19 protein-coding genes and 1 tRNA gene are annotated in these 18,243 nt (G+C 64.8%); 8 read left to right on the top strand and 12 right to left on the bottom strand.

The genetic code is table 11. The features are described from left to right. Positions 1-81: 81 nt before the first annotated feature. Positions 82-567 (top strand): MarR family winged helix-turn-helix transcriptional regulator, encoded by a 486-nt coding sequence (locus tag AC1DPX_RS29125; protein WP_202357750.1) that lies wholly within the window; start codon positions 82-84, stop codon positions 565-567. A 4-nt stretch (positions 568-571) separates the two neighbouring features. Here AC1DPX_RS29125 and AC1DPX_RS29130 read toward each other — a convergent pair whose 3' ends face one another. Genes AC1DPX_RS29130 through AC1DPX_RS29145 form a run of 4 tightly spaced genes read right to left on the bottom strand, consistent with a single transcriptional unit; the run spans position 572 to position 2,966 of the window. Beyond that, the gene (locus AC1DPX_RS29130; RefSeq protein ID WP_202357749.1) at positions 572-997 is read right to left on the bottom strand and encodes a DUF1178 family protein; all 426 of its coding nucleotides are present in this window, start codon (positions 995-997) and stop codon (positions 572-574) included. Then, positions 994-1,860 carry a carbon-nitrogen hydrolase family protein gene (locus tag AC1DPX_RS29135; protein WP_477241302.1) on the bottom strand — a complete coding sequence of 289 codons (867 nt, stop codon included), beginning with the start codon at positions 1,858-1,860 and terminating at the stop codon, positions 994-996. Before AC1DPX_RS29135 ends, AC1DPX_RS29130 begins: the two co-directional genes overlap by 4 nt. Positions 1,861-1,870: 10 nt before the next feature. Then, on the bottom strand, positions 1,871-2,140 hold the full coding sequence (gene grxC, locus AC1DPX_RS29140; protein ID WP_202357748.1) for a glutaredoxin 3: 270 nt from the start codon (positions 2,138-2,140) through the stop codon (positions 1,871-1,873). Positions 2,141-2,165: 25 nt separating this feature from the next. Beyond that, positions 2,166-2,966 (bottom strand): ComF family protein, encoded by an 801-nt coding sequence (locus tag AC1DPX_RS29145; protein ID WP_477241009.1) that lies wholly within the window; start codon positions 2,964-2,966, stop codon positions 2,166-2,168. Between the two features lie 65 nt (positions 2,967-3,031). Between AC1DPX_RS29145 and AC1DPX_RS29150 the strand changes: the two genes are divergently transcribed. Further along, complete coding sequence (locus AC1DPX_RS29150; RefSeq protein WP_477241011.1) at positions 3,032-3,904, top strand: methyltransferase domain-containing protein; 873 nt, start codon at positions 3,032-3,034, stop codon at positions 3,902-3,904. 28 nt (positions 3,905-3,932) lie between these two features. On the opposite strand, the gene AC1DPX_RS29155 is transcribed toward AC1DPX_RS29150, so the two are convergent. From AC1DPX_RS29155 to argJ, 5 genes are all read right to left on the bottom strand, one after another. Continuing rightward, on the bottom strand, positions 3,933-4,112 hold the full coding sequence (locus AC1DPX_RS29155; RefSeq protein WP_202357745.1) for a Flp family type IVb pilin: 180 nt from the start codon (positions 4,110-4,112) through the stop codon (positions 3,933-3,935). A gap of 95 nt (positions 4,113-4,207) precedes the next feature. Beyond that, positions 4,208-4,525, bottom strand: coding sequence for a hypothetical protein (locus tag AC1DPX_RS29160; protein WP_477241013.1), 318 nt, complete (start codon positions 4,523-4,525; stop codon positions 4,208-4,210). Positions 4,526-4,630: 105 nt separating this feature from the next. Then, positions 4,631-5,053, bottom strand: a complete 423-nt coding sequence (locus AC1DPX_RS29165; protein ID WP_477241015.1) for a (deoxy)nucleoside triphosphate pyrophosphohydrolase — start codon at positions 5,051-5,053, stop codon at positions 4,631-4,633. A gap of 8 nt (positions 5,054-5,061) precedes the next feature. After that, complete coding sequence (locus AC1DPX_RS29170) at positions 5,062-5,814, bottom strand: GNAT family N-acetyltransferase (protein WP_202357742.1); 753 nt, start codon at positions 5,812-5,814, stop codon at positions 5,062-5,064. A gap of 29 nt (positions 5,815-5,843) precedes the next feature. After that, positions 5,844-7,085 (bottom strand): bifunctional glutamate N-acetyltransferase/amino-acid acetyltransferase ArgJ, encoded by a 1,242-nt coding sequence (gene argJ, locus AC1DPX_RS29175; protein ID WP_202357741.1) that lies wholly within the window; start codon positions 7,083-7,085, stop codon positions 5,844-5,846. Positions 7,086-7,254: 169 nt separating this feature from the next. Between argJ and AC1DPX_RS29180 the strand changes: the two genes are divergently transcribed. Then, complete coding sequence (locus tag AC1DPX_RS29180) at positions 7,255-8,484, top strand: caspase family protein (RefSeq protein ID WP_477241017.1); 1,230 nt, start codon at positions 7,255-7,257, stop codon at positions 8,482-8,484. 22 nt (positions 8,485-8,506) lie between these two features. Here AC1DPX_RS29180 and AC1DPX_RS29185 read toward each other — a convergent pair whose 3' ends face one another. Further along, positions 8,507-9,724, bottom strand: coding sequence for an MFS transporter (locus tag AC1DPX_RS29185; protein WP_477241019.1), 1,218 nt, complete (start codon positions 9,722-9,724; stop codon positions 8,507-8,509). Positions 9,725-9,946: 222 nt separating this feature from the next. Between AC1DPX_RS29185 and AC1DPX_RS29190 the strand changes: the two genes are divergently transcribed. After that, a complete protein-coding gene (locus AC1DPX_RS29190; RefSeq protein ID WP_477241021.1) occupies positions 9,947-10,546 on the top strand; it encodes a TetR/AcrR family transcriptional regulator in 600 nt (199 codons plus the stop codon). A gap of 66 nt (positions 10,547-10,612) precedes the next feature. Here the strand turns inward: AC1DPX_RS29190 and AC1DPX_RS29195 are convergent, their stop codons facing one another. Next, positions 10,613-11,536, bottom strand: coding sequence for a peptidylprolyl isomerase (locus tag AC1DPX_RS29195; protein ID WP_477241023.1), 924 nt, complete (start codon positions 11,534-11,536; stop codon positions 10,613-10,615). 262 nt (positions 11,537-11,798) lie between these two features. Between AC1DPX_RS29195 and secA the strand changes: the two genes are divergently transcribed. From secA to AC1DPX_RS29215, 4 genes are all read left to right on the top strand, one after another. Then, positions 11,799-14,531 carry a preprotein translocase subunit SecA gene (secA, locus tag AC1DPX_RS29200; RefSeq protein ID WP_477241025.1) on the top strand — a complete coding sequence of 911 codons (2,733 nt, stop codon included), beginning with the start codon at positions 11,799-11,801 and terminating at the stop codon, positions 14,529-14,531. Between the two features lie 325 nt (positions 14,532-14,856). Further along, positions 14,857-16,257 carry a lipopolysaccharide biosynthesis protein gene (locus AC1DPX_RS29205; protein ID WP_477241027.1) on the top strand — a complete coding sequence of 467 codons (1,401 nt, stop codon included), beginning with the start codon at positions 14,857-14,859 and terminating at the stop codon, positions 16,255-16,257. Further along, positions 16,257-17,537 (top strand): GNAT family N-acetyltransferase, encoded by a 1,281-nt coding sequence (locus AC1DPX_RS29210; protein ID WP_477241029.1) that lies wholly within the window; start codon positions 16,257-16,259, stop codon positions 17,535-17,537. The genes AC1DPX_RS29205 and AC1DPX_RS29210 overlap by 1 nt, the downstream gene beginning before the upstream one ends. Before the next feature lie 8 nt (positions 17,538-17,545). Beyond that, on the top strand, positions 17,546-17,725 hold the full coding sequence (locus AC1DPX_RS29215; protein ID WP_202357733.1) for a hypothetical protein: 180 nt from the start codon (positions 17,546-17,548) through the stop codon (positions 17,723-17,725). A gap of 232 nt (positions 17,726-17,957) precedes the next feature. On the opposite strand, the gene AC1DPX_RS29220 is transcribed toward AC1DPX_RS29215, so the two are convergent. After that, a tRNA-Leu gene (locus tag AC1DPX_RS29220) sits at positions 17,958-18,042 on the bottom strand. Positions 18,043-18,243: the final 201 nt, after the last annotated feature.

Raw genomic sequence — 18,243 nt, forward strand, 5'->3', positions numbered from 1 at the left:
CGTGCGGCTCTTGGCCGGCATTGCATCATGCGGTAAGATAATGGAAAGATTCTTAACGTCAAGATATTTAATGGTGAGATAGTGGATAGGGCAGCGCGGGCGATCGAGCAGTGGAAGCGGGAGCGGCCGGATCTTGACGTCTCGCCCATGGGCGTGCTCGGACGGCTGAACGAAGCCTCGTCACTGATCGCCCGCGACCGCCTCGCCCCGCTGTTTGCCAGTTTCGGATTGCAGGCCGGCGAATTCGACGTTCTGGCAACGCTGCGCCGCTCGGGCTCGCCTTACGTGCTGACGCCGACCGCTCTCTACGAAGCGACCATGGTGACATCGGGCGCCATGACCAACCGGCTCGATCGGCTGGAAAAGGCCGAATTGATCCTGCGCGGTCCACATCCCAATGACCGGCGCGGCATTGTGGTGCAGCTGACTGAAAAGGGCCTCGCCTTGATCGACGAGGCTGTCACCGCCCATGTCGCCAACGAGCATGAGATTCTCGCCGGCCTGACGCCAACGGAACGGGAAATGCTCTCGCAGCTGCTTGAGAAATTGATCGGCAGCCTGAGCTGACCGCTCAGTTGCGGTCGTCCGGAAAGCTCGGGATCGGCATGAAATCGACGCCGTCCTCGGCCAGGCTCTTGGCCTCCTCGAGCGTCGCCTCGCCGTAGATCCCGCGCGCATCGGTTTCACCGAAGTGGATTTTCCGCGCTTCCTCGGCGAACTTGTCGCCGACATAGTCGGCATTCTCGCGCACTTTCTCGGCCATCGCCTTCAGTTGCGCCAGGGCCTGCTTCTGCGCCTCCCCCATGGCGAGCGCTATGGTTTCCTGCTTGCGGGCCGTCGAAACGGCGGGCGCCATCAGGGCCTTTTCTACCTTGTGCGAGCCGCAGCTCGGGCAATCGACAAAGCCGCGCTTCTTCTGGGTGTCGAAATCGTCATTGCTGCGGAACCAGCCCTCGAACTCGTGCTCGTTCTCGCAGATCAGGGAAAAGCGGATCAAGAGGCGGCACCCCGCAGGAGCGGCGCGTCCACCGCGCCGGCATTGATGGTGAAATCCCGCGCATTCTTCAAATTGGGGATCTTCTTGCGCGCTGCAAGCGACTGCGCCGGGTCGATCTCGGCGACGATCACGGCCGGCTCGTCATGCGCGGCTTCGGCAATGATACGGCCCCAGGGATCGACGATCAGCGAATGGCCATAGGTTTCGCGGCCGTCCTCATGCAGGCCGCCTTGCGCGGCGGCGACGACATAGGCACCGTTCTCGATGGCGCGCGCCCTCAGCAGCACATGCCAGTGCGCCTCGCCGGTCTGGCGGGTGAAGGCGGCGGGCACGGTCAAGACATCGGCGCCGGCCAGCGCCTCGGCGCGGAACAGCTGCGGGAACCGCAGGTCGTAGCACACCGCAAAGCCCAGCCTGGCGCCTTCGATCTCGGTGACGACGGCCTCGACGCCCGGCTCATAGGCAGCGGATTCGCGCCAGCTCTCGCCATTGTCGAGATCGACGTCGAACATGTGGATCTTGTCATAGGTGGCGAGCACAGCACCGTCCGGGCCGAACAGCAGCGCCCGGTTGGCGAGCTTGCCGTCGGCGCGCAGGATGGCGGTCGAGCCGATATGCAGGAAGACGCCGAGTTCGCGCGCCAGTCGGCGCGCGGTCGCGACGATGATGTCCTTGTCCTCGGAGGTGAAGGAGGCTGCACGCGCTTCCTTGTCGCGGATGAGCGCCCCGGTCATTTCCGGCGTTTGGATGTAGGTCGCGCCCTGCCCGGCCGCTTCACGCACCAGCCGTTCGAGATCGACCGCATTGCGCTCGGGGCTTTCGCCCGAGCGCATCTGGACCGCCGCAGCCTTGAAAACACCCATCATCAAACCCTCAAATCGTCGCGCCGTTGGCGAGCAGCCTGTCCAGCCGGCCTTCGGCCTCCAGCTCATGGAGATCGTCGCTGCCGCCGACATGCGTGTCGCCGATGAAAATCTGCGGAAAGGTCGTACGACCGTGCGCGCGAGAGATCATCTCCTGGCGCAGTTCCGGCGAAAAGGAAGCATCATGCTCGGTATAGGCGACGCCCTTGCGCTCCAGCAGCCGCTTGGCCGCCGTGCAATAGCCGCACATCATGCGTGTGTAGATCGTGACATCGACCATGACGAATTCCGCTTTGGTTGCCGACTTATATAGTCACGGACTCGTCCGCCCGGAAGTCCCCCGGCAACACACGCGCGAAGGTCAGCACGTCGACGGCGGACGCGCCGCCCCTTTTCAGCGCCTTGCTGGCCGAACGCACGGTGGCGCCCGTGGTGTAGACATCATCGATCAGAAGCACCCTGCGGCCGGCGATCTCGATCTCCGCCTCGGCCGGCACGCCAAAGGCGGCCCGCACATTCTCCTCGCGCTCCTGCCGCTCCAGCCCCACCTGCTGGCGGGTGAGTTTCACGCGCCGCATGGCGGAGGGTGCGAAAGACAGGCCGCTGAGCTCGCTAACCGCACGCGCCAGTTCTGCCGATTGGTTGAAGCGCCGCCGGAAGAAACGCCGCCAGTGCAGCGGCACCGGCACCACCACATCGGCATCGGCGATGAGATCAGCACCCGCGCGCACCATCCAGCGCCCCATCCAAGGCGCCAGATCGGTGCGATCCTGGTATTTCAGCCCTTGCACCATCTGGCGGGCGACGCCGGAATAGGCGACGGCTGCTCGCGCCCGCTCGAAGGGCGGCGGATCGGCGATCGCCTCGGCCGACAGAAAACCCTCGCCCATATGGTGGGTGAACGGCGTGCCCATCACCGGGCACCAGGGCCGCTCCAGGAGCCGCAGCTTCGGCCAGCAGGCGCCGCACAGCACGCCGGGCTGCGAGACATGCCGGCGGCAACCCGCACAGACCGGCGGAAACAGCATGCGCGCCGGCCAGCCGAGGGCCGATCGGGCGAGGTTCCTGATCCGAACAGACTTGATCTCTGGCATCGGATCGGCCACGTGGTTGGTTCTCCGCACCGAGTGTACCAAGTATATCAGGGCGTGGACAAACAAGGATCCGCCCGTTGCAGCCTATTATGGATACCTCTTTGTGGCTGGCGCACAAGCGGCGCGCACTCAGCCACCCGGTCGACGGTGCCGATTTCCTGATGAACCGCGCCGCCGAGGATCTTGCCGACCGGCTGGGGGCCGTCGAGCGCCGGTTCGGCAAGGCGGCGGTGCTGTTTTGCCAGACGCCGGCCGCGACCGATGTGCTCGCGGAAAGCGGCAAGGTGGCCGAGATCGTCCGCGTCGAGACGGACGCGGTTTTCCTGACGGGGGCCGCCGGCCTGGTCGCACCGCTGGAAACCGTGCCCTTCGAGCCGCAAAGCCTCGATCTGGCAGTGTCGCTTCTGTCGCTCCAGGCGATGAACGACATTCCCGGCATGCTGATCCAGATCCGCCGCGCGCTGCGGCCGGACGGGCTGTTTCTCGGCGCCTTCGCCGGTGTGGGCACGCTCGGTGAGTTGCGTGAAAGCCTGCTTGCGGCCGAGACCGAGCTTTACGGCGGCGCCAGCCCGCGCGTCATCCCTTTCACCGACGTGCGCGATGCCGGTGCGCTTTTGCAACGCGCCGGTCTTGCCTTGCCGGTCGCCGATGTCGAAACCGTGACGGTGCGCTATGCCAATTTGTTCGCCTTGATGGCCGATCTGCGCGCCATGGGCGAGACCAGCGCACTTACCGACCGCAGCCGGCGGCCGGGGTCGCGCAAGCTGTTTGCTCGTGCCGCGGAAATCTATGCCGAGCGGTTTTCAGACCCCGACGGCCGGATTCGCGCAAGCTTCTCGATGGTCTGGATGTCCGGCTGGGCGCCCGATGCATCGCAGCAGAAACCACTGAAACCGGGTTCAGCCAAGGTCTCGCTCAAGACGATATTGGAAGGGCCTGAAGGGCATTAGCCTGTCCGCAGGCGCGGACAGATCGAAATCAGTTTGCGAAGGCGTTCGCTAGCCGGCTGCTGTTGTTGCTGAACAGCCAGGTGATAGAGTTGAAGACCTGGCTGATACCGCCGACGATGGTCAATGACAGCACACAGATAATCAAGGCGTATTCGACCGCCGTAGCGCCGGTCTCATCCTTCAGAAAATGCAGCAGCACTGTTTTCATCACCTCGATCCCCTTGCAAGGACCTTACTGCCGACCTGTTAAGAAAGGTTAACGGCAAAGCCTTAACAGGCGGTGAAACCGCCACGTCATCCGGGTCAGCAGTCGCCGCTGGTCCTGCCGTTGGAGTCGATGATGCAGACCGAACCGGGCTGCGCCTGCAGCACGCTGCGGCGCACCGTATAGGTGCTGCGATGGCTGATCGAGCCGGTGGCAGTCATGTCGAGACCGCCGGGAAAATCATCGCGCGCCGATTGCGAGCGCGTCTGGCTGTCGAGGAAAGGGGTCGCGATCAACGCCAGCGCCACCGCGGCCGAGCCGAACAGCAGCGTCACGCGCAGGATGCCCATGCCCGCATCGGCGGCGCGAAAGCCGCGGTCGGGCCGGATCGAATCCCAATCCCTGTCCAGGCTCATCCTATCGCTCCCCAGCCAAGCCGCGACGACACGGCCATGCATCAATTTTTCATGATGAGATAAATCTTCCATTAACGCCGACTGATATGGGCCGTGGCCCACTTCTCAGAGCAGATCGATCAGGAACGGGATCAGCGGCGCGTCGGCCGGCGGCATCGGATAGTCGCGCATCTGCTTCGGCCGCACCCATTTCAGCGCCTGCCCTTCCCGGGGCTGGGCGATGCCGCGGAAGCGGCGGCAGACGAACAGCGGCATCAGCAGATGGAAATCGTCATAGGAATGGCTGGCGAAGGTGAGCGGCGCCAGGCAAGGGATCTCGGTCTCGATGCCGATCTCTTCATGCAATTCGCGGATGATGCATTGTTCCGGCGTCTCGCCGGGCTCGACCTTGCCGCCGGGAAATTCCCACAGGCCGGCAAGCTGCCTGCCCTCGGGCCGTTGCGCCAGCAGCACGCGGCCGTCGGTGTCGACCAGCGCGCAAGCCGCGACCAGGAGCAGGCGCTTGCCGGTGTTGGCCAGATCATTCATGCCCAACGTCACTCATGACCAGGCGGCCGGCGATAATGGTAGCGATAGACTTCCTCGAAGCCGAGCGAGCGATAGAGCGCCAGCGCCGGCACATTGCCGGCCTCGACCTGCAGCCAGGCTTCCCGCGCGCCGCGCAGCCGCGCCCATTTCAGCGCCGACCGGATCAGGTTGCGGCCATGGCCCTTGTTGCGCGCCGCCTTATCGGTGGCGACTTCGAACAGGCCGGCGAGATCGCCGTCATGCACGCAGATCAGCGTCGCCAGCGCCTCAGCTCCATCTTCCAGTGCGAACAGCCCGGCCTCGGGCTGGATGGCGCCGATGATCTCCGACAAGCCGGGCCGCAGCGATACGTCCGAGCCGCTGACCTTGAGCGACGCGCCGATGAAGCGGCTGATGTCCTTCAGCGGAATCTGGTCCATGGCGGCATCGAGTTGCGCGTCGGCCAGCGGCAGCCGCATGACCAGCGATTCGTCGAACCGGCTCCAGCCCTCTCTGTCGAGATGGCTGGCGAGATCAGGACCCGACAGCGGCGACATGCGGAAGGTCAGCGGCCTGCCATAGGCGTCGAAGCGACGGCTGGCGCGGCCGATGCGGTCGGCTATGTGCTGGATATCGCCGGGATCGAGCGGGTTGACCGAGTTCAGCCGCTTGGCCGGATGGCCGGCGGTGAGCCGCACCACCCAGGTGCCGTCATAATGGACGGCGGCCGCCGGCCAGGCGCGAAAGCCGGCCGCCTCGTAGCGGCGCACGATCGCGAGCATGCTTGCCGGATGCCTGGAAGCCAAAACCGTCAGCTCCGATAATCGCCGTTGATGGCGACATATTCCTTGGTGAGGTCGCAGGTCCACACCGTCGCCTTGCCGCGGCCGATGCCGATATCGGCGCGGATGCGGATATCGTCGCGCTTCATATACGCCGATGTCTTTTCTTCCGAATAGGCCGGGTCGCGCTCGCCCTCATGCGCCAGCCGGTTGTCGCCGAACCAAATCGACAACCGGTCGCGGTCGGCGGGTTCGCCGGCCTTGCCGACGGCCATGACCACACGGCCCCAATTGGCGTCCTCGCCTGCGACCGCCGTCTTGACCAGCGGCGAATTGGCGATCGACAGCGCGATGCGCTTGGCCGAGCGGGCCGATTTCGCGCCGGTGACGGTGACTTCAACCTGCTTGCGGGCGCCCTCGCCGTCGCGCACCACTTGCAGCGCCAGCGACTTCAGCACCTTGCCGAGCGCCCGGCGGAACTGGCCGAGCCGGGCATCCTTGGGGTCTGTGATCTCGGGCGCGCCGCGCTTGGCGGCCTTGCCGGTGGCAAAGATCAGCAGCGTGTCGCTGGTCGAGGTGTCGCTGTCGACGGTCACAGCGTTGAAGGTCTTGGCCGTGCCGCGCGACAGCAGGTCCTGCAGCACGGGGGCCGCGATCGGCGCGTCGGTGGCGATGAAGGACAGCATCGTCGCCATGTCGGGCGCGATCATGCCGGCGCCCTTCGAGATGCCGTTGATGGTGACATCGGTGTCGCCGAGCTTGACCGTCTGCGTCGCCACCTTCGGATAGGTGTCCGTGGTCATGATGGCCTTCGCCGCCTCGGTCCACAGGTCGGGCTTGCCGTCGCTGACCAGTCCGGAAAGCAGATGGCTGAATTTGGTCGTGTCGAGCGGCTCGCCGATGACACCGGTCGAGGCCAGGAAAACCTCACTTGGCGTGCAGCCGGCCGCCTTGGCCGCCGCCTCGCCGGTCAGCGCGGTGGATTCGCGGCCCTTCCTGCCGGTGAAGGCGTTGGCATTGCCGGAATTGACGACCAGCACCCGCGCCTTGCCGGCGGCAAGGTTCTGGCGGCAGAAATCGACCGGCGCCGAGGGGCATTTCGACTTGGTGAACACGCCGGCGACCGCGGTGCCGGCATCGAAGACCATGGCCAGCAGGTCGGTGCGGTTCTTGTACTTAATCCCGGCTTCGGCGGTGGCGATGCGCACCCCTTCAATGACAGGCATTTTGGGGTATTTCTTCGGCGCAAGCGGCGAAATCGTCGTGGACATGGGGACCTCGGGCGGGAAAATCGCAAGGGGAAGGCCGGTTTGCCCGATACGGCGCGCCGGCGCAAGGGCGTTTTCGCCGCGCCTGCCGGGGCGACGAACCACGCCGGATTAAGCTTGCATTTCAAATCTGTTGGCGTCGCCGGGGCCTGTGGCGCTATGATCGCGACCCATGGGCAGGCTTGCGATCCTCGCTTGGGCATTTCTGGGACTTCTGCTGCTGAGCGCCGACGCTGAGCCGGCGCGGCGCGTGGCGCTCGTCATTGGCAATGGCACCTATGCCGAGGCCGGCACGCTGGCCAATCCGGTCAACGACGCCCTCGACATCGCCGACAAGCTGCGTTCCATCGGTTTCGAGGTCATCGAAGGCAACGATCTCGGCAAGCGCGAGCTCGAACGCAGCATCGGCGAATTCTCCGATGCGCTCCAAGGCGCGGGCGTCGGGCTGTTCTACTATGCCGGTCACGGCCTGCAGGTCGACGGGCGCAACTACATTGTCCCGGTCGACGCCAGGCTCGACATGCCGGTGAAACTGCGGCTCGAAGCCGTGCCGATCGATGAAGTCCTCGACATCATGGAACAGCAGACCAAGGTCAGCCTGGTGTTTCTCGATGCCTGCCGCAACAACCCGTTTGCCCGCAGCCTGAGCCGCACCGCGACCACGCGCTCGGCGACGGCGCTCGCCGGTCTGGCGCAGTTCGATTCGACGCGCGGCTCCTTCATCGCCTTTTCGACGGCGCCGGGCGCGGTCGCCATGGACGGCACCGGACGCAACTCGCCCTTTGCATCAGCCCTGTTGCGGCACATCGCCGAGCCCGGCCAGAGCATCAACGACATGATGATCGCGGTGCGTCGCGACGTGGTTTCGCAGACCCGCGAAGGCCAGCGCCCCTGGGAACAGGGCTCGCTGCTCGAACGCTTCGAATTCGTCCCGGGCGATGGGCCTGCCCCGGAGCCCAAGCCGGCGGCTGAGCCAGCACCAGCCTCGCAGGTCGCGGCGCTGGAGCGCTCGGTGGGCGACGACAAGGCCTCGATCGAACAATTCCTGCGCCGCGACTATCTGACGCCCGACACCAGGACGATGGCTGAAACGGTCAAGCGGATCTACGGCCCGTCGGCCACCATTTTCGGCACGCGCTACGACGCCGATGCCATCGTCAAGGTCAAGACTGACTGGTTCGCGCAATGGGCTTCGTGGTCGCTCGGCCTGGAACCAGGCAGCCTGGAGATCACGCCGCATGGCGAGGACCGTACTGAGGCCGTCTTTGCCATGCGCTACGACTATGTGCCCAAGGACAAGTCGGCGGCTCGGCTGACAGGCAAGGCGCGCGTCACGCTCGGGCTGGTCAAGGCCGAGGACGGATGGCGCATCGAATCCGAAACCTCGCAAGCCATGCAATGATGGCCTGATCCGGGGCGCGAATTCACGCGCTCTGGCGCGGCATGAATTCGGTGGCGAAGCAGAGCAGTGCCGCGACCGGCAGCGCCAGGCCGATCCAGGACACCAGCGGCCAGCCGTCTTGCGCATAAGCCCAGCCGCCGACGGCCGAGCCCAGTGCGCCGGCGATGAAGAACGTCGCCATGTAGAGCCCGTTCAGGCGGCTGCGATGTGCGGCGCCGAGCGCGAACAGGTCGCGATAGCCGAGGACCAGGTTGGTCTGCACGCCGAAGTCGAGCACGATTGCCGCGGCGACCAGCATCGCCAGCGAAAGCGTCGAACCGCTGCTGGCGATGTGGGTCATGAGAAACGCGACGGCGACGCACAGCATGGCAAAGGCGGTTGCCGGGCGGCTCCATCCGCAGTCGGCAACCCTTCCGGCGAGCGGCGCGGCGATTGCGCCGGCGACGCCGGCCAACGCGAACAGGCCGATGCCGCCCTGCGTCAGGCCGAAATCGGGTCCGGCCAAAAGCAGCGGCGTCGTCGTCCAGAACAGGCTGAAGGCCGCGAACAGGAAGGCCTGGTAGAGGGCCCGCCGCCGCAGCACCGGCGTCGTGCGCGCAATATGCACCATGGACGCCAACAGCGCGCCATAGCCCAGACGCGCCGTCGGTACGCGCCTGGGCAGCGCGAACCGCAGCACCCCGATCAGCAGGATCATGACGGCGCAAGAGGTGAAGTAGACCACATGCCAGGACGACAGCGCCGTGATGAAGCTGGAAAACGGCCGAGACAGCATGATGCCCAGCAGCAATCCGACCGAAACATTGCCGACCACGCGGCCGCGCCTCGCCTCTGGCGCCAGGTGTGCCGCATAGGGGATAAGCGCCTGCACCGCGACCGAGCCGAGGCCGACAAACAGCATCGCGGCAAGAAAGGCCGCCGGTTGCGTTGAAATCGCCGCGCCCAGCAAGGCCAGCGTCGCGACGGCCAGTATCCCAAGCACGAGCCTGCGGTTCTCCATGAGGTCGCCGAGAGGCACGATGAACAGCAGGCCCACCCCGTAGCCGATCTGCGCCATCGTGACGATCAGGCCCGCCGCATGCGGCGGGAGGCCAAGTTCAGCGCCGATCGGGCCGATCAATGGCTGTGCATAGTAGATATTGGCAACGATCAGCCCGCAGGCGGCGGCCAGCAAGAAGGTCATCCAACTCGAAATCGTCGTCTCAGCGGGTGCGGAGCCGAATGCGATAATTGTGGACATGACGATACCCATCGGAACGAAACGTTTCGTTGAATAGAACGAACCGTTCCGTTTCGTCAAGCGATGATGTATGAACGTCTCGATGCGTGAGCATCTCGATGTGAGAGCATCGCTTGGCAGCGGCGCATTTTGCGGCCAAATGGCTTCATTTAGTCCGCAAAAGGCAAACAGTTGCCGGCGGTTGTCGTTTTACACGAGAAACCGCTTCAGGAGGAACGGCCAATGGGCGAAATCGCCGATCCGGCACGCAAATCGATTGGCGCCAGGCGCAATCCCGACAGCGCCGAAGCCATTCTGGAGGCTGCCGAAGCCGTGCTGATCGAGGCCGGCTATGCCGGCTTCTCGATCGAGGCGGTGGCGCGGCGCGCCCGTGCCGGCAAGCCGACCATTTATCGCTGGTGGCCGAGCAAGGCGGCGCTGCTGCTCGAAGTGTACCAGCGCCAGAAGCGCGTCGACATTCCCGATACCGGGAGCCTGGAGGAGGATCTCGTCGGCTTCCTGATCAATCTGTTCACGCATTGGCGCGAGACATCGTCGGGCAGTGTTTTCAAATCGCTGATCGCCGAGGCGCAGTCGGATGAAACCGCGGCCGCCGCCCTTGCCGGCTATGCCGGAGCGCGCCGCACCCACACCGGCCAGATCGTCGAGCGCGCCAAGGCACGCGGCGAGATCGCCGGCGATATCGATCCGGGTGTGGTCGCCGATCTCGTCGCTTCCTACGCCTGGCGGCATCTCCTGACCAACCGGCTCGACGAGGCCGAGGCGACGATACGCAAGATGGTCCGCTATCTCCTGCACGGCATAGCGGCATCAGCCCGATAATGGCGGCCAACAAAAAGGGCGCGGCAACCCTAGGCTTCCGCGCCCTTTTTGAAAGATCGTTCAGGCTTACTTGCCGGCTTCCATCGTATCGACGGCCTGCTTCAGCTTGGCGTCGGGGATATCGACCTTGGCGCCGGCGCGCAGCGACTTGACCAGCGCGAAATACTTGTCACGGATGACCGCCTGCTTGGCCTGGTCCTTGACGTCGTCGAAGGCCGGCGGCTGCTTGGCGCGCTTGTCCTCGAGCTTGATGACGTGCCAGCCGAACTGCGACTGCACCGGCTCCTTGGTGTATTTGCCGACCTCGAGCGCGAAAGCCGCCTTGTCGAACTCCGGCACCATCTGGCCAGGTCCGAACCAGCCGAGGTCGCCGCCATTGGACTTGCCCGAGGGATCGCTGGTGTGCTCGTTGGCGAGCTTCTGGAAATCGGCGCCACCGTCGAGCTGCTTGATGATCGCCTCGGCCTCTTCCTTCGTCTTCACGAGGATGTGACGGGCATGCACTTCGTTGACCGGCGGCGTGTTGGCGATTTCCTGGTCGTAACGGGCGCGGATCTCGGCGTCGGTGACCTTGTCGACGACGCCCTTCTCGACCATCTCGCCATGCAGCGCGCGCTGCTGCAGGAAGGCCATGCGGCGCTGGAAGTCGGGATCCTTGTCGAGGCCGTCGGTAACGGCCTTGGCGGCCATGACGCGGATTTCGATGGCCGCCGAAAGGGCAGCGGCGCGGCGCTGCTCGGGCGGCAGCTGCGCGAATTGCTGCGAAAGCTCGCCTTCGGCAAGCACCAGATCGGCTTCGGTCAAGGGCTGGCCGTTGACCGTGGCGACCACGGCGTTCGGGTCGACCGGTGCAGCAGCCGGTGCCGTGGCGGCATCGGCCGGAGCAGCAGGAGCGGCCTCCTGCGCCATCACAGGCGACAGGCAAAGAGCCGACAGGCCGAAGGCCAGACCAAGGCTGGCGAGCGACGCACGGCGGAACAACAAGGGCATAAGGATGACTCCGGTGAAGGATTGTAAGGAGGGTTGGCTTCCAGATCAGCCAGATTGTGGCGGAATTTGGCGCGACCGGCAGGGCCAGCGCGGCGTTGACATCAGTTGAGCCCCCTCTTATCTGTCCAACGACTTTGCGTCCAGAACCGTTTTCCGGGCGCTTTTTGTGTTTGCCCGTATTCAGGCGGTGCGATCACGCGGATTTGATGGGGCCGGCCGGCGCCCGTCTCAAGATTGAGAATTCTATCGAAAGGACCATTGGATGGTCAGTCTCGGCGGTCTCGCCCGTAAGGTTTTCGGTTCCTCCAACGACCGTCGGGTCAAATCGACCCGGCCCCGTGTCGAGGCGATCAACGCCATGGAAAACGAGATGCGGGCGCTGTCCGACGCCGAACTCGCGGGGCGCACGGAAAAATTCCGCCAGGATATCGCCAATGGCGCCAGCCTTGACGACCTGCTGGTCCCGGCCTTCGCCACCGCGCGCGAGGCGGCACGCCGCGTGCTCGGCATGCGCCCCTTCGACGTCCAGCTGATCGGCGGCATGGTCCTGCACAATGGTGGCATCGCCGAGATGCGCACCGGTGAGGGCAAGACCCTGGTCGCGACGCTGCCGGTCTATCTCAACGCACTGGCCGGCAAGGGCGTCCACGTCGTCACCGTCAACGACTATCTGGCCACGCGCGACTCCGAATGGATGGGTCGCGTCTACAAATTCCTCGGCCTCTCGGTCGGCGTCATCGTCCACGGCCTGTCGGACGAGGAACGCAGCACCGCCTACGCCGCCGACGTCACCTACGCCACCAACAACGAACTCGGCTTCGACTATCTGCGCGACAACATGAAGTACGAGCGCGCCCAGATGGTGCAGCGCGGCCACAATTACGCGATCGTCGACGAAGTCGATTCCATCCTGGTCGACGAGGCGCGCACGCCGCTGATCATTTCCGGTCCGCTCGAGGACCGCTCGGAAATGTACAACACCATCGACACCTTCATCATCCAGCTGCAGCCGCAGGATTATGAGATCGACGAGAAGCAGAAGACCTCGATCTTCACCGAGGAAGGCACCGAGAAGCTGGAGAATATGCTGCGCGATGCCGACCTGTTGAAGGGCGAGTCGCTCTATGACGTCGAGAACGTCGCCATCGTCCACCACGTGAACAACGCGCTGAAGGCGCACCGGCTGTTCCAGCGCGATAAGGACTACATCGTGCGCAACGGCGAGATCGTCATCATCGACGAGTTCACCGGCCGCATGATGCCCGGCCGCCGCTATTCGGAAGGCCTGCACCAGGCGCTCGAAGCCAAGGAGCATGTGGCGATCCAGCCGGAGAACCAGACGCTCGCCTCCGTCACCTTCCAGAACTACTTCCGCCTCTACAAGAAGCTGTCCGGCATGACCGGCACGGCGCTGACCGAGGCCGAGGAATTCGGCAACATCTACGGTCTCGAAGTCACCGAGATCCCGACCAATCTGCCGGTCATCCGCAAGGACGAGGACGACGAGGTCTACCGGACGGTCGAGGAGAAGTACAAGGCGATCGTCAAGGAGATCCGCGAAGCCAGCGCCAAGGGCCAGCCGACGCTGGTCGGCACGACTTCGATCGAGAAGTCCGAGCAGCTGGCTGACCGCCTGCGCAAGGAAGGCTTCAAGGATTTCGAGGTGCTGAACGCCCGCCACCACGAGCGTGAAGCGGCCATCGTCGCCCAGGCCGGCAAGCCCGGCGCCATAACCATCGCCACCAACATGGCCGGCCGCGGCACCGACATCAAGCTCGGCGGCAATGCCGAGATGCGCATCGCCGACGAACTCGGCGACATGCCTGAGGGCCCCGAGCGCGAGGCGCGCGAAAAGGAAATCATTGCCGACGTCGAGCGCCTGAAGGAAAAGGCGCTGGCCGCCGGCGGCCTCTACGTGCTCGCCACCGAGCGCCATGAATCGCGCCGCATCGACAACCAGTTGCGCGGCCGTTCCGGCCGCCAGGGCGACCCGGGCCGTTCGAAATTCTTCCTGTCGCTGCAGGACGACCTGATGCGCATCTTCGGTTCCGAGCGCATGGACGGCATGCTGCAGAAGCTCGGCCTCAAGGAAGACGAGGCGATCATCCATCCCTGGATCAACAAGGCGCTGGAAAAGGCGCAGAAGAAGGTCGAGGCGCGCAACTTCGACATCCGCAAGAACCTGCTGAAATATGACGACGTCTCCAACGACCAGCGCAAGGTGGTGTTCGAGCAGCGCATCGAGCTGATGGACGGCGAAGGCCTGTCGGAAACCATTGCCGAGATGCGCGAAGGCGTCATCGACGAGATCGTCGCCAAGGCCATTCCCGAAAACGCCTATGCCGAGCAGTGGGATGTCGCCGGCCTGAAGGCCGAGGTCGCAGAATTCCTCAATCTCGACCTGCCGGTCGAGGAGTGGGCCAAGGAAGAAGGCATCGCCGAGGACGACATCCGCGAACGCATCACCGCCGCCGCCGACGCTGCCGCCAAGGAGCGCTCCGAGCGCTTCGGCCCCGAAGTGATGAACTATGTCGAGCGCTCCGTCGTGCTGCAGACGCTCGACCATCTGTGGCGCGAGCACATCGTCAACCTCGACCATCTGCGTTCGGTCGTCGGCTTTCGCGGCTACGCGCAGCGCGATCCGCTGCAGGAATACAAGGGCGAGGCGTTCGAGCTGTTCCAGGCGATGCTCGGCAATCTGCGCCAGGCCGTCACCGCGCAGCTCATGCGCGTCGAACTGGTCCGCCAGGCCGCCGAAGCCCCGCCGCCGGAAGCGCCCGACATGTTCGGCACGCATATTGACGGCACCACCGGCGAGAACGATTTCGAAGGCGGCGAAACCGCCCTCCTGGTGCGCCAGGAGCAGAACGCCGTCGTCGCCCCCGAAGACCGCGATCCCAACAACCAGGCAACCTGGGGCAAGGTCGGCCGCAACGAAGCCTGCCCCTGCGGCTCCGGCAAGAAATACAAGCACTGCCACGGCGCGTTTGCGTAAGGACGCGCTCTTTCCTTCTCCCCGTCACTATACGGGGAGAAGGTGCCCGAAGGGCGGATGAGGGGCGGCGCTAACGGTTGCGATTGTCATGTGTCCCCGATCGAGAGGGATGACATGCCCGACCCAGTAATGCCGCTGCGTCCGTAGACAATTCTCCCCGACATTCCCGTATCAGCAAAATTCTCGAAAGCCGGCGCCGCCCCTCATCCGCCTGCCGGCACCTTCTCCCCGTGAACGGGGAGAAGGAAGCTCACCCAACCGTTTCTTAATGTGTCTCCGCTACACCCAAGCCTGAAAAAGAGGCGGAAAACGGAGAGAGATCGGGGTGCGCTTTTCCGCGGCCACGACTGCCGGGCGGTTCTTGCCGCAGCGTTTGGCGCTGCGCGTCGAGCCGTTGCTTGGCCGCATCGACGCCGTGCTGTTCACCGCCGATGAGCGCGGCGAGGCCGGCCGCATGTCGGTCATCGCCTTCTCCATCCGCATCGTCAGCGCCGTCATCGCCTTCATCAGCCAGGTGCTGATGGCGCGCTGGATGGGTTCGTTCGAATACGGCATCTTCGTGCTCGTCTGGGTGACGATGGTCATTGTCGGCAACCTCGCCTGCCTCGGCTTCCACACCTCGGTCATCCGCTTCATCCCCGAATACCGCGAACGCGGTCTGCTGGACGAACTGCGCGGCATCGTCGTGGCCAGCCGCCTGTTCGTGCTGATCGCCTCCACCATCATCGCCGGGCTCGGCGCGCTCGGCGTCTGGCTGGCGGCGCCCTGGATCGAAAACTACTATGTGATTCCCTTCATCCTCGGCGTCATCTGCCTGCCGATGATTGCGCTGTCGGACCTGTTGCAGGGCCAGGCCAGGGCCAACAGCTGGGCGCTTTTCGCCCTGTCGCCGACCTATCTGATACGGCCGGTGCTGATCCTGCTGTTCATGGCGCTGATGCTTTTCGCCGGCTACGCCGCCGATGCCAGGACGGCGATCTTCGCCTCGATCGCCGCCACCTATGTCACCACGCTGGCACAGCTGATCGGCGTCACGCACCGCATGGAAAGGCAGATCCCGGCCGGGCCGATGAAGGTGCATTTCGCGCAATGGTTCATCGTCTCGCTGCCGATCTTCCTGGTCGAGAGCTTCTTCTTCCTGCTCACCAATGCCGATGTGCTGATGGTCGGCGCCTATATGGATCCCAACGACGTCGCCGTCTATTTCGCCACGGTCAAGACGCTGGCGCTGGTGCATTTCGTCTATTTCGCCGTCAAGGCCGGCGTCGCCCAGCGCTATGCGCAGTTCACCCATGGCGAGCCGGAAAAGCTTGCCGCCTTCGCCCGCGAGACGGTGTCGTGGACCTTTTGGCCCTCGCTGCTGATGGCGCTGCTGGTGCTGCTGCTGGGCAAGCCCATGCTGGTGCTGTTCGGGCCCGAATTCACATCGGGCTATCCGCTGCTGTTCCTGCTCGTCTTCGGCGTCGTGGCGCGCGCCGCCGTAGGCCCTTGCGAAAGCCTGCTCACCATGAGCGGCAACCAGAACATCTGCGCCGCCGTCTATGCCATGACACTTGCCTTCAACATCGGCCTCAACGTGGTGCTGATCCCGATGTTCGGCCTGTGGGGCGCCGCCATGGCCACCGCCTTCGCCATGATCTTCGAGGCCGGCGCGCTGTCCTTCACGGTGTGGCGCAAGCTCGGCATCGTCATGGCTATCTTCGTGCCTGCCAAAGGAGCCGCCTGATGGCCGCCATCCCGTTGCTCGAGGAAACCAGCGGCGGCACCGCCGGCGCCATGGTGTCCGGCCTTGCCGGGCTGTCGCGCGATCCCGATCCCGCCCATATCGAAATCCTCGCCAACAACCGGCCGGAGCGCAAGCTTGCCATCTATCCGGCGTCCGCCGGCTTCGACCTGGTCGAGGAACTGGACTATCTCTGCGCCCGCACGATCGAGCCGAACGTCTTCTTCAACCCGCGCTTCCTGGCGCCGGCCATGCCCCGGCTGGAGGATCGCGAGGTGCGGCTTGCGGTGATCCGCGACGGGGACGAATACCGCAACCGGCTGCGGCTCCTCGTGCCGATCTCGGTCGAGCGTCCGGTGGTGCCGCTCGGCGTTCCGGTGATGCGCACCTGGTCGAGCCCGTTCGGTCCGCTCGGCACGCCGCTGATCGACCGCGACGATCCGGTCGGCGTCGTCGAGGATTTCTTCTCGATGCTGTCGCGCCCGCACCTCAAGCTGCCGAAGGTCTTCGTGCTGCCCGACCTCAGGCTCGACGGTCCGGTGGCTAGCCTGCTCGACACCGTAGCCGAGACGCGCGGCCTGACGCTGGTCACCACCGGCCAGACCCAACGCCCCGTGCTGGACAGCGAACTCGATGGCGACGACTATCTCAAGGCTTCGCTGCGCTCGCACCATTACCGCGAATTCCGCCGCCTGAAGCGGCGCCTAGCCGACCTCGGCAGGCTGGAGCATGTGGTGGCGCGCGGCCCCGAGGAGATTCGTCACGCCATCGAGAGCTTCCTGACGCTGGAAGCGTCCGGCTGGAAGGGCCGCGAGCGCACCGCCATGGCGATCGACCGCTTCCGCGCCGCCTTCGCCCGCGAGGCCGTGCACCGGCTCGCCGAGCAGGACATGTGCCGCATCCATTCGCTGACGCTCGACGGCCGCACCATCGCCTGCCTGATCGTCTTTGTCGAAGCAGGCGTCGCCTATACCTGGAAGACGGCCTATGACGAGACGCTGGCAGCCTATTCGCCGGGCACGCTGCTGATGATCGAGGTCACCCGGCAACATCTCGACGACCCCAACATCATGATGACCGATTCCTGCGCGGTGCCGGACCACCCGGTGATGAGCCGGCTGTGGGCCGAGCGCAAGCCGATCGGCACGCTGGTGATCGGGCTGACGCCGGATGCCGACCGCCTGGCGCGGCAAGCCGCCTCGCAGTTGCATCTCTACCGCGAGACCCGCAACATGGCCCGACTGCTGCGCAACCGCATGAAGAGCTTGCTGAGACGGCGGTAGGCCTGCCCTTGGGCGGCAACGGTGCCAACCCGAAATTGCCACACCCTGGCCCGTGGGCCGCGCTGCTGATCGGCATCGCGATCATATTCAAACACGCATTCTGGCACGACGAGATCAAGACGGTCGATCGGCCGAAGGGCATTCCAACGGTTGTTGTGTCTGCGGACAGCCTCTGTAAGCTGTCCTGATCCCTCAACGCCGCGAAGTAGTGGCGCGCGCCGCCGGCGACAAATGGAACATCGGGATCGGCTACAAGCACTCGCTCCGAGCGGATTGGCTGGGCGCAGGCTGGCGCTGTGGCCAGCCTGCGGCCGAAATCCTCTCGGCTGCGTCAGGCGCAGCCGAACCCATCCGTGGCCTGACTGAGCTTGCCCGCCTCACGGGCAGGCAAGCAACATGGGCAGTTACTGAAAAATGGAATGGTGCCCCTAGCCGGGATCGAACCAGCACTCCTTGCGGAACTCGATTTTGAGTCGAGCGCGTCTACCAATTCCGCCATAGGGGCTCAGGCCGGGCGGCCTGGATGGGCGCGGACTATACGGTTGGAGGCCTGTTCGTCAACTGGCCAAATCTCGGGATCGCCGAGATGCGACCAATCTTCGCCTTTTGATTTCGTGACCGTGTTGCCATTGTGCAGCGCGGAAAATCTTTCTAGACAGGCGGCGCATCAAAGCGAGGCGTCCCACTGGATGGATGGCGCGCTTTG

The sequence above is a fragment of the Mesorhizobium sp. 01N446 genome (genome assembly GCF_056399285.1).

What these genes read in the sequence shown, in the direction of transcription:
- AC1DPX_RS29195 (WP_477241023.1), bottom strand. Translation starts at nt 11,536, where the DNA reads ATGCCCTTGTTGTTCCGCCGTGCGTCGCTCGCCAGCCTTGGTCTGGCC.
- grxC (WP_202357748.1), bottom strand. Translation starts at nt 2,140, where the DNA reads ATGGTCGATGTCACGATCTACACACGCATGATGTGCGGCTATTGCACG.
- argJ (WP_202357741.1), bottom strand. Translation starts at nt 7,085, where the DNA reads ATGTCCACGACGATTTCGCCGCTTGCGCCGAAGAAATACCCCAAAATG.
- AC1DPX_RS29165 (WP_477241015.1), bottom strand. Translation starts at nt 5,053, where the DNA reads ATGAATGATCTGGCCAACACCGGCAAGCGCCTGCTCCTGGTCGCGGCT.
- AC1DPX_RS29185 (WP_477241019.1), bottom strand. Translation starts at nt 9,724, where the DNA reads ATGTCCACAATTATCGCATTCGGCTCCGCACCCGCTGAGACGACGATT.
- AC1DPX_RS29155 (WP_202357745.1), bottom strand. Translation starts at nt 4,112, where the DNA reads ATGAAAACAGTGCTGCTGCATTTTCTGAAGGATGAGACCGGCGCTACG.
- AC1DPX_RS29170 (WP_202357742.1), bottom strand. Translation starts at nt 5,814, where the DNA reads ATGCTCGCGATCGTGCGCCGCTACGAGGCGGCCGGCTTTCGCGCCTGG.
- AC1DPX_RS29160 (WP_477241013.1), bottom strand. Translation starts at nt 4,525, where the DNA reads ATGAGCCTGGACAGGGATTGGGATTCGATCCGGCCCGACCGCGGCTTT.
- AC1DPX_RS29210 (WP_477241029.1), top strand. Translation starts at nt 16,257, where the DNA reads ATGGCCGCCATCCCGTTGCTCGAGGAAACCAGCGGCGGCACCGCCGGC.
- AC1DPX_RS29180 (WP_477241017.1), top strand. Translation starts at nt 7,255, where the DNA reads ATGGGCAGGCTTGCGATCCTCGCTTGGGCATTTCTGGGACTTCTGCTG.
- AC1DPX_RS29190 (WP_477241021.1), top strand. Translation starts at nt 9,947, where the DNA reads ATGGGCGAAATCGCCGATCCGGCACGCAAATCGATTGGCGCCAGGCGC.
- AC1DPX_RS29135 (WP_477241302.1), bottom strand. Translation starts at nt 1,860, where the DNA reads ATGGGTGTTTTCAAGGCTGCGGCGGTCCAGATGCGCTCGGGCGAAAGC.
- secA (WP_477241025.1), top strand. Translation starts at nt 11,799, where the DNA reads ATGGTCAGTCTCGGCGGTCTCGCCCGTAAGGTTTTCGGTTCCTCCAAC.